We start from the raw sequence: 14,693 nt of genomic DNA on the forward strand, positions 1-14,693 counted from the left end.
CGCTCCTCAGGCTTTCGTTTTGTAATTTTGATATTGAAGTGTTTGTAAATATTGAACAACTTCATCTCGTAAGTCTTCGCGATCCAAACTGAAATCGATTGTCGCCTTCACAAATCCGAATTTATCTCCTACATCGTATCTCGTTCCGCTAAATTGATATGCTAGCACTTGTTGGATTCCATTTAAACTATTGATTGCATCTGTTAATTGGATTTCTCCACCAGAACCTTTAGGAGTTTTCTCTAAAATATCAAAAATATCAGCAGTTAGTACGTATCTTCCCATAATCGCGAAATTGGAAGGAGCTTCTGCAACGTTTGGCTTTTCAACTAGCCCTGCAATTTTCACAACGTCTTCAGCAATTTCGTCACCCTTCGGAGCAACTATACCGTATTTGGATACTTCTTTTTCAGGAACACCTTGTATTCCAACAACGGACGAGCCGAATTGATCGTATACATCAATAAGCTGCTTTAAACAAGGTGTATCTCCTTTAACGATGTCGTCCCCTAACATAACACCAAACGGATCATTGCCGATAAACTTTCTTGCACACCAAATCGCATGGCCTAATCCTAAAGGTTCTTTTTGGCGAATGTAGTGAATGTTTGCTAATTCAGAAATACCTTGAATTTCATGCAAAATTTCATATTTTTCTTTTTTTAGTAACGTCTCTTCTAGTTCATACGATTTATCGAAGTGATCCTCAATTGCACGCTTTCCTCTACCACTAACGATAATAATATCTTCAATTCCAGATTGTACCGCTTCTTCTACTATATATTGAATCGTTGGTTTATCTACAATTGGTAGCATTTCTTTTGGCTGTGCCTTCGTAGCTGGTAAAAATCTAGTTCCTAAACCTGCTGCTGGAATAATTACCTTTTTAATTGTCATTTCCTACTACTCCTTTTTACATATATGTCTTATAAAAGTATATCATAGTCAAATGTATGATTAGTAAAGTGACTGTTAAGAACATATTACAAAATAAGACATACGTAGATACTTTAGTTTTTCTAGCATGACCGGAAAATATGAAAAACAGACTAACATAGTAGTTAGCCTGTTCCTCATTAATTTCGCTTGTGAGCTAACTTGCTGCTCGGTTGCTGTTCTTTTACACCTTCTGATTTATCTTTATCAATAATAACTAATAACGTTCTTAAAATGATAAGGATATCAAACATAACTGAATAATTTCTAATGTAGTGCAGGTCAAAGCGCAGCTTATCCTCTACACTTGTCGTATATTTCCCCATAATTTGAGCGTATCCAGTAATACCTGGCTTCACACTATTACGGTATTCATACGATTTTAATTCTTTCTTAAACTTTTCAATAAAGAAGCTTCGTTCCGGGCGAGGACCAACAATGGACATATCCCCCTTCAAAACGTTTATTATTTGTGGGATTTCATCAATTCTTGTCGCTCGTAAAAATTTACCGATTTTCGTTATTCTCGGATCTTTATCCGTTGCCATCGTAGGGCCTGTTTTACCTTCTGCATTTTCTACCATAGTGCGGAATTTAATAATATTAAATTCTTTATTATCTTTTCCTAATCGCTTTTGCGTGTAAAAGATGGAGCCTTTCCAGTCATCGATTTTAATTAAAATCATCCCAATTAGGAAGAAAGGGATAAGAAATGGAAATGCTACTACAGAAACGACTAAATCAAAAAATCGTTTCATAAATTGTTGATCAATCGTTAAACCGAATGGCTTAATCGCAAGAGACATCGTATCTTCAAACGGTGTAATTTCTGATTTGGATAGTAACAAATCATAGAACGACGGTACTAAATATAAATTTTTCCCATTTTTAAAAGAGGAATAAATAATTTTAGATTTCTTCTCATCCGTATCTTTTGCACCTAATACAATCGTTTCAGATCGTTTAATCGCGTTATATATTTCTGGAAGTGGTGCATGGTAGTTCACGTATTCGACATCTACTTTTGATGCAAACGTCCCTATTACTTGATACGTTAGTTTATTTTTCTCATGTGGTTCTGCAATTAATAACACTTTTTCAGGCTTAGATTTCTTTAAAGCAAAAAACACAACTTTCCAAAGCGTTAAGAGCACAACCGCAATGATAAAGGACAGCAGGATAACCGATCTTGGCAATGCAAACGCTCGAAAGAAGAACGAAGCAGCCATCGTCGTTACTGTAATCGACGCGGTACTAATAAAAATACTTCCAATATAATCGAATACTCTTTTTCGTCTCGAAGGGTTAACTTCATAAACAAATAAGAAGAAAGTACTGATTATAATAATGTATGGAAGTACCGTGAAGAACGAGTCCCAGTTTCTTGTTACGTACGTTTCACTTCGTATATAAAACGCTAAGAAATAGGACAGTGTAATAATGCTAATATCAATAATAATAAATGATAACCGTTTCGTTTTTTCGTTTGTATAAGTATTCATATAAAAGCTCCTTTGTTAAGGCCTTAATACGTTAGACGTTTTGTTTAACTATTAGTTTCTCCAAACAATGCACAAATTTCCCTTAATTATAATGGAAATTGTAATAAAAAGAAACTTCCAACCTACCAATATATAAGTTTACAACCTTCTCTTCTAAAAATAAAGTTAAAGTTCCATTAGAAAATCGCAAGTCCCATTAACTGGTAGTTAACTTTATCACTTACTAGAAAATTAATTCTCACCCTATAAAAACGTATAGTTTTCTTTAAAATCGACGATGCTAAAACTATATAGGTGAGAGGAGAATTCTGTTATGAATAAGATGCAGTTAGTTCTAATAAGTATATTTATAGTTTTAATTATTATCGTCACACTCCCTACTAAGTCTACTAGTAAACACTTGCCGATACGAGCAGAAACTGCCCTATTAGAAAAAGAAATTCCTAACGAAAACTTTTTTTCTTTGGATAAAAATGTAACTTTTCCGGTATTCCAAACGTCTAATAATTGGATAGACGAAAATGTTGTTCAACAATACGAAAAGAAGCTAGAACAATTACAAGTAGAAACAGAACAAAAATTGAATGTTGCGCTCGAGGATTTAAAAGAAAAGCTACAGGAAGAACGTAGTTTAGCCTTATTGTTAGAAGGGTACCAAATATTAAAGGAACTTGAAAAAGAAACGGACGAGTCTTTTTATCAAATTTTAGAAGAATTAAAAAGTCATAGTCATGTAGAGGAAGAAAAGCTCCAACACTACCAATCACATTACGAAAAAACGAAAGAAAGCTGGAAAAACAGTTTGATGAACTTTTCTAACTAGTCATATTTAGTTAGTAGTGTTAATAGAATGATAAGTATAAGCATAGGGAGAAGTGAGGGATAAAAATGGCAGAAATAGCGAGTAGGTTCGAACCAATAATTAAACGTCTTAAAAGTTATCCTATACATTTTAATTGGGAGGCCTTGTTTTTATATTTAAAAAATTATTCTTTCCGCATCATGATCATTGTTGGCTTATGCCCATTATTTGTCACAATTCCAGCGGTTATGTTTTATTTCGGACTCGAATATAGCACATTTAGCTTTTACGCTCTGTCCATCATCATGCTCGTACCGTGGCTTTTAATACCGTTTTTATTTATTCAATATATAACCGAGCGTTCTAAAGCCGGCAAAATTATTTCATATGTTGTTACTGGATTAGTTCTCGTAGCATTTATCATTTGGGTTTATCTATTTTCGATATGGAAGTTATTTTAAATAAATAAGGACAGTATAATTAAACTATACTGTCCTCTATTTCATCCCCTGTAAAGAAACGTAATAAATAATCTGCCCACGCGTTATTCCCAACATCATTTGGATATTGCGTATCATCAGAAACATATTGTAAAAACTCGTCATCATTATAGTGAGGCCAATTCTCCCAATGATTTAAATATAAATAACTATGTTGTTCAGCAAACTGTTGTAGCGCCTCTATTTCACGCGGATAGTTTCTAGCTCCGTAAAGCGGCATTGAAGGCTGTAGTAAAATTACAACTTCTTCATTTTGCTCTTTATAACCTTTAATGATTTCGTCTATGTTTGCAAACCTTCTACTCATTTGCACGAGCCCATAATTATCCTCTATTACAAATGGATCGAGAAGGACAACATCCGGAACGACTTCGTCAAGAAGGTGAAGCTGTTGTTCTACTACTTTTGAAGATGTATGATCGGTAATTTCTTGTATGTAAAACTCGAAAGTGTCCCCATAATATTTTTTCATTTCTTCTTGGAGTATGTTTGGCCAAGCGGATTCACCGGTTAAGCCTTTTGAACCAACGATAAGAAAACGTACTTGTTCACCACTCGTTACCTTTTGAAGAACAGCTTCTTTTAACGGTGATGGCAGCTGATTTGCGTATTCAGTAGCAAGCTGGGCATCCTGGTCATTATTTTGTTCGTCCTTATCTTCAACCTGTGAATTTACGGGGGCTTGTTCATTTAAGCTAGCAATATTAGTAGTTCGTATTTCTTGGCCCGTTGATGCGATTTTATTTTCCCAATGAAAATGTCCTGCTATAATCGAACCTAAGCAAATTAATAGGACGGCTAATACGATTCCGTTTCTCATTTTACCACCTCTCTCTCAATATACTATTATTCCCATTACTTTTCTACAATTGTCTACAAAATATTGCAAATTCAACAGACTATTTACCTATAAACAGAAGTGGAGCGCTCAGCTAGACGTAACGAAAGTAAAGCTAACGTTTATAGTTTCCTGGTAAACGATTAAATAAAAAAAAATCCAAGCAGTGCATCCGCTTGAATTTTTCATATATGTTAAAACAACCCTAGTAGCTTTTTCTTTCGAATACGCTCCGGAATTTCTTTTATAATCGTTTGGCCTTCAATTAAAAGCTCAGCATTTTCCATAAATACGTAACGAGTTTCCTTACCGAACTCTTTATCAATAAGTTCAAACGCCTCGTCCATTTTAAACGTACGATTTTTAATATTGTGAGCATCTGATGCGATAAAATGAGCTAAATTAGCTTGAATAATATCATGAGAAAACTTTTTAATTTTCTTTCCAAATGCCCCTACTAAACTAGCCGCCGTCAATTGTGTGCATGCACCCTTTTTTACTAATTGGTATAGTTTATCAGGTGATTGTAAAAGTTCAGCGTTACGTTCAGGATGAACAATGACTGGGATCAGCCCTTCAAGCTGTATATCATAGATTAACTTTTCTGTGTAAAGAGGAACGTTTGCAGAAGGAAGCTCAATAAAAACATATTTTCCTTTATCGTTCATCGTAAGAACTTCACCATTTTGATAGGATTCTAGTAATTCACCGTGAATTCTAGTCTCTTGACCCGGAAGTATTGTAATAGGAACATTTTCTTTTTTTAAGCGATCGTTAAGTTCGGCTACAAGTTGGATTATGTCTATTCTTTTGTTTGTATACTTCTCATTTAAATGATGAGGCGTCGCTACAATCGTTGTAATCCCTTGTTCTACCGCAACCCTAGCCATCTCAATACTTTCTGTCATATGTTTAGCACCGTCATCCACACCTGGAAGTATATGACAATGAAGATCAATCATAGTTCTTCCCTCCTATCTTGGTTTGTAGACCAAATTTCCCACGTTAGTTATTTATTAATATTACCATAGTATAAACATATTGAGAACGGGTGTATTTTGTCGAAAATTAACGAATAGCGATTTCGGAATTGTTATATTAGTATAACAAAAACACCGAATAAGACTATATTCAGTGTTTTATCATCATTATTTATTTTTTGACTGGTTTTGCATACAAAATATACCGCTCAGGTGTTGGACCTAAAACGTGAAAAGGATAGCACGTTGTTAGTATAAATTCTTCCGTTTCCTTTTGCAATGTAATAATCGAAAGGTCATTTTCATCTACTATTTTAGAATCATAAATTTCATACGTATATTCTCCGTACGGCATCTTTACTTGGAACGTATCTCCCATTTCTAATTCTCCCAATCTCAAGAAAACGGTATCGTTATGACCCGACATGACGATTTGTCCAATTTCACCAGGGTAAGAAGAGCCTGTATAATGCCCGACCCCTTTTGCTAGTTCATTTGGATCTGTTCCAGCTACAATTGGAAGTTCTGCCTCTATTTTTGGAAGCTCTAAAATACCTATCGCTTCACCAATTGCAGGATCCCAATCTTCAGGCACTCCATTTTCTGTAACGATCGAGGAGCTTGTTGTTTTCTCGATTGCTTCTTTTAAAGCTGCTTCTGTTTTTTTATCCATACTAATTTTTTCATATAAACCATAGCCAATGAACCCTAATCCGCTAATAATAAGTAAAAACGCAAATACCATTCCTTTTTTCAAAGTAAATCCGTTCCTCTCTTTTCTATATTTTCCTCAAAGCTCCTTCAATGAACTTAATGAAAAAAGGTAAACCGATTGCAAATAAATGGAGCACAATTAAAGTAAAGTGATAAAACCGTTGCTTCGTCATTTTGAATAATAGTGGAATTAAGATTAATAGTATACCAGCAGTACTTAACAACATGTATAACATTTCACCTTGATCTTCGCCAAATCGAATTAATAATATAAAATATCCGATTATACTAACATTATATATTAGAAGTAAAAGTGATAGTGTGAAACATATACCGTTAACGGAACCTTTAAACCATTTACTCGTAAAAAACTTTTTTACTTTTTCCATTGTCAATCTCTCTCCTACACCCCAATATTGTAATTACAATTTATGTATAATTGTATTATATACTATCCTTTAGCCCTACGAATAGACTGAAATTTCTAACTCGAAGTTTATCTGCTATACATTACGGGTAAACAGTAACTTTCTTCATACCTTTCACGACTAATATAAAAACAGGACATAGGAGGTAATATTAATGTTAAAAAAACTGACGCCTTTATTTCTATTCGTACTATTCGTTGCAGCTGCTTGCGGGACGACAAACTCGACTGACAATTCATTAACGGATACAACTAACAACTCCTCCCCGTCTACAGGAAGTAAAGAGGAGAAGAAAAGAGAACTGGAACTTACCAATCCTGATAGCACGTTGCAAGCCAATGTTCAACTTGAAGAAGATTCGTTCATATTTATAGTCGAAAATACAGATGAGAACGAATTAGATATACTTTTTTCTTCCAGTCAAGAATTTGACTATATTGTTTTTGATGAAAATGGAAAAAAGATAAAGCAGCACTCCGACGGTATGATGTACACACAAGCAATAGTGGAAACGACACTCTCTAGCGGTGAAAGCTTAACGTACACTGTCTCTGCCGACGAAGTAAAAGCAGATCTACCACAAGGCACGTATAAAGTACAGTTTCTATTTGCAGGAGCAGACCTACCTGTTCAAGCTTCCACTAGTTTTGAAGTAAATTAATTTGCTTTTGCTTGTTAGGTTGTAACGAAAGTGGAAAAAATCTATAATTAAAGGTATGGAAATTTTTAAAATACTGGGCTCGCCTATTAGTAGGAAGCCTTTTCTTAGTTTATAAGCAAACAACTTTTGGATGGTGACGAAATGGACCAGTTTACAACCTTTTTAATAGAAGAATATCCTCTTCAATATGAAGAAAATCGACAACTATTAAGTAAAGCACTTCGGCTCTTTCGTAGTGGGAACGTTCACAACGTCTATCAAGATGGAACGAATATTTTCGGAAAAGTAGAAGTAGGGTCCAGTACATACCATACGCTCATCGATACAGATATGGGAGAGTTCAGCCGCTGCTCGTGTGACACCTCTTCCCTTTGTCCTCATGCACTTGCCGTTTTTTTAACGATGTGGGCAAAGTCAGAACCGATTACTACTTTAATGGAACAATGGAAAGCAGCAAAAAAAGATAACGTACCAACACAACAAGTGTATGACGAAAGTTCATTAGTAAGCTGGCTTCAATACTTACAATCACAATATGAACATTTTCGTTCTACAGCATCGACTAATCATCAAATTTCATCTATTTATTATACTTTTTTACCGAAAGTACAGCTTGTTGCTCCGAAAAAAGGGGAAATTAGACAGCTTTTCATCGTACATGCAGCTATATTTTGTATCGAAAAAATGATGGAAGAGGCAGATCAACATCCGCCTCAATACGTTCGTGATATGATTTTACGCGTAATTGACGTGCTAGAAGAGCAATCGAAAAGTTTGGCCCATCACGCCCTTTCCTTTCAACTTGATACGTTACTGAAGGAAAGTTGCGAGGTAGTAAATCAATTTTTCTTAAAAGAAGACGATTTTTTAAACGAAAAGTTTTTCGTCGTCGAATATATGTGGAAAACCGTGTATCAAAAGCGAAATTGGATGGGAACGGTTCGAAAAGACATTGCCGAACTAACTTCATTCCCAGCATCCATTTTAAACATTCACTTACTCCTATTACTAAAAAAAGAGGAAGAAGCGCTACAATGGATAAAACGAGATCGAATTCGATATGGTCCTTTTATTTTCCATTGGTTACGAATGTTATCCAAAACTGGTGCATGGTCACAAATGGCCAAACTAGTTGATGGTGCCCTATCCTCCGTCATCGATTATATTTTAGCCGAAGGAATTTATAATAAGAAAAGACAGCTTTCATCCTATTTATTAAAGCTACTAACAAGCTTAGCGAAAGAAACCGGCAATGATGAACCATACATATATGCGATGGAAAAACTATTGCCATACAGCTTTACTGAATATGAATGGTACCTATATGAAACGAAAGAGTATCGAAAATGGATGGAACTGCACTTATTTTTAGGGTTTGATTGGAATGCACTCGATTCTTACCGGTTAAAAATGATTCAAAAAGAAGCTCCTTCTGTTCTTTTACCTTTTTATCATCGCGGGGTGGAAGAAAAAATAAACGAACGTAATCGTAAAAGCTATAAAGAAGCCGTTCGTTTATTAAAGAAACTACTCGCTATTTACAAGAAAGAAAAAAAGCTCTCCTATTGGGATGCTTATTTCCCAGAGTTAGCAAACAGGACGAAACGATTACGCTCGTTTCAGGAGGAATTGAAAAGAGGTAAACTTTTACCATGAACGAATTAATGATTCATGCTATTTACTTACAAAAACTACATAAATTTTTCTTATATGGTGAGGAAGACGGGAACATTATTCCTCCTTCTAACTATATTTCATTGCTTTTTACTTGGCATGAAAGCTCCTTTTTTGGCACAGCTTTAAAAGAGGATACGTTCGAAGGAAAAAACGGACTATTTTTGACTGCTTATGAAGCGTTAGAGCTTTTTGCAGAAGAAACTGGTAACTCCTTTTATGAAGTATTTTGGAGTGATGAAGCGGAAATATACCGACTTGTTGCACCTACTTTAAAAACGATTATGGAGGACAAAGCGTTTGAACCTTCTTTTTCAGCTTGGAAGGAAAATGAAATAACATATACGCTTACCGAAGAAGGAAAACAGCTTACGGAGCAAAATATACTAGTTCGTCCACATCTACCTCTTATTCAAACTTGGCTTGAAAGTACGATGCAAAAGCTAGTAGAAGAAAAGCAATATTTTCTGCTCGAGCCTATTTGGCCAAACCCTGAAAAGCTTACACCCGCTTTTTTTGAAGATTCATTGCAAGATTTATACGGCGAAAAGGAAGATTGGTTACTAGATATCGGCTGGTATAAAGATGAAACACCGTTTACAATCGGACTTCGCATCTCGGAACCAGAGGAAGATGGGTACGATTGGACGATGCAAACGATATTAAAAGACAAAAAGACAGACACCCAATACGTATTCGGTGAAGATAAGCTTCCAGCTAAGTTTTCGAAACATAAAGCAGCCATCCAGAAAGCACATAGAAAGTGGGAGTTTGTTACACCAACCATTTTTAAAAAGGAAAAGTTGAACGCTACTATTTCAGAAGAAGAAGCATGGGATTTTTTACTCACTGGTAGTGAAAAGCTCATTCAAATGGGCGTCGATATTTATTTACCTTCATGGTGGCAAGCGGTGAAAAACTCTCGTCCGAAAGTAAAAGCGCGAGTTACTAGCACGAATCAAAATAGTCAATCGTTCGTTGGACTAAATTCTCTCGTAAATTTTGAATGGCGCTTCTCCACTCGGAATCGTGAACTATCAGAGGAGGAATTTCTCGCACTTGTCGAGCAAAACCGCCGACTCGTACGAATACAAGGAGAATGGATGGTATTAGATCCATCCTTCATCCAACAAATACGTAAACTAATGCAGCAAGCAGAGCAAAATGGAATTTCGTTAGAAGATGTATTAAAAAATAATGCTGGCGATGGGTCTGAAGCAGACTTTCAAGATGATATATCAGATATACAAATTGAAATGTCCGGTGAAGTAAAAAAACTATTTCACCAGCTGTATGAAGGTAAAGAATATCAACAGTTTGATGTTCCTCCTAGCTTTAAAGGAGAATTGCGCCCCTATCAAACGCACGGAGCTGGTTGGTTAACATTTTTACGAAAACACGGGTTTGGCGCTTGTTTAGCTGACGATATGGGACTAGGAAAGACGATTCAATTAATTGCTTATTTCCTTTCCGCTAAAGAAGAAGCGTTTGAAAAAGGGAATAACATTAATCCATGTTTAATTATTTGCCCTACTTCTGTACTTGGAAACTGGCAAAAGGAATTAGAGAAGTTTGCACCAAATTTAGGAGTGAAATTACATTACGGACCTAATCGTGTTAAAGGGGAAGCGTTCGACTCTTTTGTTAAGGGGGCGGATGTTATTCTTACCTCCTACGCTCTTTCACATTTAGATGAAGAAGAACTCACTAACGTTCATTGGGATGCTATATGTTTGGATGAGGCACAAAATATAAAGAACGCAGATACGAAACAGTCTCAATCTGTTCGAAAATTACGCGGCCGTCATCATATTGCATTAACAGGGACACCGATAGAAAATCGTTTATCAGAATTATGGGCTATTTTTGATTTTATAAATCCTGGATATTTAGGATCACTCGGTAGTTTTCATCGCCAATTTGTCGTACCTGTTGAGCGCGAGCAAAATAAAGAGAAAATTGAGCAATTACAAAAGTTAATTCAACCGTTCCTATTGCGTCGCACGAAAACAGATAAACAAGTTGCATTAAACTTACCGGACAAACAAGAGCAAAAAGAATATTGTCCTTTAACAATAGAACAAGCATCTATATACGAACGACTTGTAAAGGAAACGCTCGAGCAGGTAGAGAAACTAGCTGGTATTCAACGTAGAGGACTTGTCTTAAAAATGCTCGGTCAGCTCAAGCAAGTGTGCGATCACCCTTCCCTTTATTTAAAAGAAGATGAACCAACAGAATTAATCTCTCGCTCCTCGAAAATGGAGAAGCTAGTAGAGTTAGTAGAAGAAGTACGTGACAGAAATGAGAGCTGTTTAATTTTTACGCAATATATTGGAATGGGTAATATGATCGTTCAAGCTCTGCAAAAAAAATTAGGTGAGCGCGTAAAATTTTTACACGGATCTGTCAGCAAAAAAGACCGTGATACGTTAATCGACGACTTTCAAGCAGGAAAGTATAACGTTCTAGTTTTATCTTTAAAAGCTGGTGGTACTGGACTGAACTTAACGGCTGCAAACCATGTTATTCACTACGACCGTTGGTGGAATCCAGCAGTAGAAAATCAAGCAACAGACCGAGCGTACAGAATTGGTCAAAAGCGTTTTGTACACGTTCATAAATTTATTACAACAGGAACGCTCGAAGAAAAAATTGATGCGATGATTGAGTCCAAACAAAGCTTGAATGATCAAATCATTACGAGCGAAGGCTGGATAACAGAATTAACAAACGAAGAACTACAGGACTTACTAGTACTTCGCAACTAAAACAAAAGCGGAGGCGCTTCGAACAGGCCCGTACAAACTGGACTGTTCCGGTAGGAGATAAAGGAAACACGGCGAACAACGTTTAGTCGATGTTGACTTATCGTACGGACGGAACAGGAAGTTTGATAGGGCCTAAGCGCCGGAGCTAGACGTAAAAACATGTCAGTAGTAACCTAAACAGAAACAAAAGCCAGGCATTGAGCTTTACCCATTGCCTGGCTTTTTTTATTCTTTTTTCGCACGCGGACGAAAGTGCGAAAGATATGTAATAGTATCATTATGCTTAATATAAATCCGTTGAAGCAACTCTAAAATAACTGAATCATCAATAATGTAGTTATCGTTATGTCTTAAATACCTACTTCGATATGGTTGCCACCCGTAAGAGTATATGTCAACTTCAAACGTTGGCAAATGGACCATTATCGAAATAATTTGTTTTTTATTCTCGTAAGAACGAAAATGGAACTCAATAGACTGCAGCCGATTAACAACGATAGATCGCCAACATTCCTCTTCTATTACGTTGGAACATAGTTGAAGGGCATCATAAAACGAGCTAGCTTCTTTACTAGAATTGGAAGTGTGAAAGTCTTTCACATAAATATAGTAATTCGAAATATTGGCCACATGCTTATAATCATTTTCATGAAAACTGACACTCGACAAATAATACATTACTACTTCTCCCGCTCCTTATTTTTATTATTGTTATTATCTACAGCGGTTCTAGTTGCTTTCGGCGTAGTACGCCAGTTTGGTTACATCTCATTTGCATGGTTTTTAAATCCAAAATTATCCAAACGATTCTACTTATAGTTTACCTATTTCGATAGATTCGTCAATATCTGTGTTCTTATATGCTTTTTCATAAATTTATATCTTTTTTCTCCATTTTTCTCGTTCTTTCTTCCTCGTACTAACTACCTAATAACTGTTCTGATTATGAACTTTTGTAACCTTTGTTCTTAATTGGAACATTCAACATAATACCTTTCCTATACGGTTATAGTAGCCATTTATATTGAATAGGAGGTATTCTCTTGTCCCATTCTGTTTTAGCTAGAAATATTAAATCGTTACGTACACAAAAAGGCTGGTCGCAAGACGAACTAGGAGAACGTATCAATCACTCCCGTTCACAAGTAAGCAAATGGGAGACAGAAAAGCTCACACCAGATACAGAAACGATTCAAAAGATTAGTGATGTTTTTGGAGTAAGTGTTGCATATTTAATGGGGCAACACACGTCTGAACAATCGTATATAAATGAATTTAAACGTCTATATAATTTACCAGAGAATGATACACAACTACTTGATATCGTTAACTTTTTGCAACATGCTCCTAACTTTAAACAGCAATTACATACATATACAACATTATCCAAACAGCAACAAGAGTATATAGAACAAATATTTCAATTATTAATCAAACAACAAACAGATATAAAGAAAAAATAGTAGCCAACAAAATTATTGCTGGCTGCGGAGGAGAGTATCGGGGAAGTTTTATTTGATAAATGTGAATGGATGTTCTTCTCTATTTGAGGTTATAGTTTTGTAGAAAAGCAGGACCTACCCAAAGCCCTGCCTCTTCTACATGTACGAAAGATTATAAATACCCTTATTTTGACGTTTCTAATTGTATATCAGTCTTTCTTTCACTTCTACCTTCTGTAAAAATAACGTTTTTCTCTTTTCGTTTGTCCAGAAACCTTACATCGTCTCCCACTACATCTGTCACGTAGACCCAAGATCCGCTTTTGTCTTCGTAGCGACGAGTTTGAATTCTTCCCGTTATGCCGATCAGTGACCCCTTTCGACAATAGTTTGCAACATTTTCTGCAAGCTTACGCCAAACTCGACAAGAAACAAAGTCAGCTTCTATTTCTCCAGCTTGATTTTTAAAATTTCTATTTACCGCTAAATGAAACGTCGCTACAGCAGTTCCTTCACTCGTATAGCGGAGCTCAGGGTCTCTCGTTAACCGACCAACAAGAGTCACTTGATTGATCATTCTCTTCCCTCCTTTCAGTGCTTAACTTGAACTGCAACTCAATAGTATTACGTGTGGAATAATACGTAAAATGAACGAAAAAACATTTTTGCAAGTAAAAAGGTAGAAAACACTCTATTTCTTCTAGCAAAATGAACTTTTTGACTCCTCAATCAACTGTTTTATACTTCTAACATAATTTTAATATTCTCATACATAGAGTGGAAAACATTGCAATATGCTATAATCGTAGTTATAGTAAACGGTAAAAATAAAGTTAAGCAAAATAGTCCTGAAAACTTTTGACTACCTATAGGAGGGAAAGAATGAAAACGTTCAAGCTCGTTAGTTTAGCTCTTATTGAGGAAAATAAAAACCGACCTATCCCATTAATCGACGGCCTTATTATTAATAAAGAGTTGGATGAGCAATGGCTAGTAGAGGCGTACGTTCCAAAGGACAACCTCGTATTATTTGAGAACCTTGTCAATAGTGAAGAGCTTATTCCGATACAAACGATTATTTCTAAACCGACAAATGACCCAGCCACTTTTCATGCTAGAGTAAAGCATATTTCCGTTATGGAAGAGCATATTAGCGTCCTATTCGATGCACAGCTTTTCCGTCGCAACAATAGCTTTCACGTAGACCTCCTATCCAGTCTCGTAGGAGAAGGATTAGCTGGCGACGAATTACTCTCCCAATTTATTACTCGTTCAAAAGATGATACAACGAAGCCACAAACTGCTAAATCATAGTACAAAAGCATAGGCGCTTCGCTTAGGCCCGTACAAACTGGACTGTTCCGGTAGGAGATAAAGGAAACACGGCGAACGTAGTGAGTCGATGTTGACTTATCGTACGGACGGAACGGGAAGTTTGATAGGGC

The 14,693-nt window shown here is 36.0% G+C and carries 15 protein-coding genes; 7 read left to right on the top strand and 8 right to left on the bottom strand.

The window, feature by feature from the left end; genetic code table 11:
• Positions 1-6: 6 nt before the first annotated feature.
• Positions 7-897 (bottom strand): UTP--glucose-1-phosphate uridylyltransferase GalU, encoded by an 891-nt coding sequence (gene galU / locus O1A01_RS22010; RefSeq protein ID WP_066420453.1) that lies wholly within the window; start codon positions 895-897, stop codon positions 7-9.
• A 179-nt stretch (positions 898-1,076) separates the two neighbouring features.
• Positions 1,077-2,438 (bottom strand): sugar transferase, encoded by a 1,362-nt coding sequence (locus O1A01_RS22015; protein WP_270064995.1) that lies wholly within the window; start codon positions 2,436-2,438, stop codon positions 1,077-1,079.
• Between the two features lie 313 nt (positions 2,439-2,751).
• Between O1A01_RS22015 and O1A01_RS22020 the strand changes: the two genes are divergently transcribed.
• Entirely contained in the window at positions 2,752-3,261 is a 510-nt protein-coding gene (locus O1A01_RS22020; RefSeq protein ID WP_270064996.1) for a hypothetical protein, read from the top strand.
• Between the two features lie 65 nt (positions 3,262-3,326).
• Complete coding sequence (locus tag O1A01_RS22025; RefSeq protein ID WP_270064997.1) at positions 3,327-3,701, top strand: hypothetical protein; 375 nt, start codon at positions 3,327-3,329, stop codon at positions 3,699-3,701.
• A gap of 19 nt (positions 3,702-3,720) precedes the next feature.
• Here the strand turns inward: O1A01_RS22025 and O1A01_RS22030 are convergent, their stop codons facing one another.
• From O1A01_RS22030 to O1A01_RS22045, 4 genes are all read right to left on the bottom strand, one after another.
• A complete protein-coding gene (locus tag O1A01_RS22030; protein WP_270064998.1) occupies positions 3,721-4,560 on the bottom strand; it encodes an SGNH/GDSL hydrolase family protein in 840 nt (279 codons plus the stop codon).
• A gap of 212 nt (positions 4,561-4,772) precedes the next feature.
• Complete coding sequence (locus O1A01_RS22035) at positions 4,773-5,540, bottom strand: tyrosine-protein phosphatase (protein WP_066420443.1); 768 nt, start codon at positions 5,538-5,540, stop codon at positions 4,773-4,775.
• Between the two features lie 190 nt (positions 5,541-5,730).
• A complete protein-coding gene (locus O1A01_RS22040) occupies positions 5,731-6,303 on the bottom strand; it encodes a class D sortase (protein WP_066420460.1) in 573 nt (190 codons plus the stop codon).
• 34 nt (positions 6,304-6,337) lie between these two features.
• On the bottom strand, positions 6,338-6,661 hold the full coding sequence (locus tag O1A01_RS22045; RefSeq protein WP_066420441.1) for a hypothetical protein: 324 nt from the start codon (positions 6,659-6,661) through the stop codon (positions 6,338-6,340).
• 193 nt (positions 6,662-6,854) lie between these two features.
• On the opposite strand from O1A01_RS22045, the gene O1A01_RS22050 reads away from it, so the two are divergent.
• The 3 genes from O1A01_RS22050 to O1A01_RS22060 all read left to right on the top strand — a co-directional run bounded on the left by O1A01_RS22050 (position 6,855) and on the right by O1A01_RS22060 (position 11,806).
• Positions 6,855-7,361: a BsuPI-related putative proteinase inhibitor gene (locus O1A01_RS22050; RefSeq protein ID WP_270065000.1), complete on the top strand. Its 507-nt coding sequence runs from the start codon at positions 6,855-6,857 to the stop codon at positions 7,359-7,361.
• Between the two features lie 141 nt (positions 7,362-7,502).
• Complete coding sequence (locus O1A01_RS22055; protein WP_270065001.1) at positions 7,503-9,017, top strand: SWIM zinc finger family protein; 1,515 nt, start codon at positions 7,503-7,505, stop codon at positions 9,015-9,017.
• Complete coding sequence (locus O1A01_RS22060; RefSeq protein ID WP_270065002.1) at positions 9,014-11,806, top strand: DEAD/DEAH box helicase; 2,793 nt, start codon at positions 9,014-9,016, stop codon at positions 11,804-11,806. The genes O1A01_RS22055 and O1A01_RS22060 overlap by 4 nt, the downstream gene beginning before the upstream one ends.
• A gap of 225 nt (positions 11,807-12,031) precedes the next feature.
• On the opposite strand, the gene O1A01_RS22065 is transcribed toward O1A01_RS22060, so the two are convergent.
• Positions 12,032-12,484 carry a hypothetical protein gene (locus tag O1A01_RS22065; protein ID WP_270065003.1) on the bottom strand — a complete coding sequence of 151 codons (453 nt, stop codon included), beginning with the start codon at positions 12,482-12,484 and terminating at the stop codon, positions 12,032-12,034.
• Between the two features lie 365 nt (positions 12,485-12,849).
• Here O1A01_RS22065 and O1A01_RS22070 point away from each other — a divergent pair, with 365 nt between their 5' ends.
• Positions 12,850-13,269, top strand: a complete 420-nt coding sequence (locus O1A01_RS22070) for a helix-turn-helix domain-containing protein (protein ID WP_066417521.1) — start codon at positions 12,850-12,852, stop codon at positions 13,267-13,269.
• A 163-nt stretch (positions 13,270-13,432) separates the two neighbouring features.
• On the opposite strand, the gene ssb is transcribed toward O1A01_RS22070, so the two are convergent.
• A complete protein-coding gene (gene ssb / locus O1A01_RS22075) occupies positions 13,433-13,825 on the bottom strand; it encodes a single-stranded DNA-binding protein (RefSeq protein ID WP_084380505.1) in 393 nt (130 codons plus the stop codon).
• A gap of 305 nt (positions 13,826-14,130) precedes the next feature.
• Between ssb and O1A01_RS22080 the strand changes: the two genes are divergently transcribed.
• Positions 14,131-14,562, top strand: a complete 432-nt coding sequence (locus O1A01_RS22080; protein WP_066417524.1) for a YwpF family protein — start codon at positions 14,131-14,133, stop codon at positions 14,560-14,562.
• The last annotated feature ends 131 nt before the right edge of the window (positions 14,563-14,693 follow it).

This window comes from Sutcliffiella sp. NC1, from assembly GCF_027594365.1.
GTDB lineage: Bacteria > Bacillota > Bacilli > Bacillales > Bacillaceae_I > Sutcliffiella > Sutcliffiella cohnii.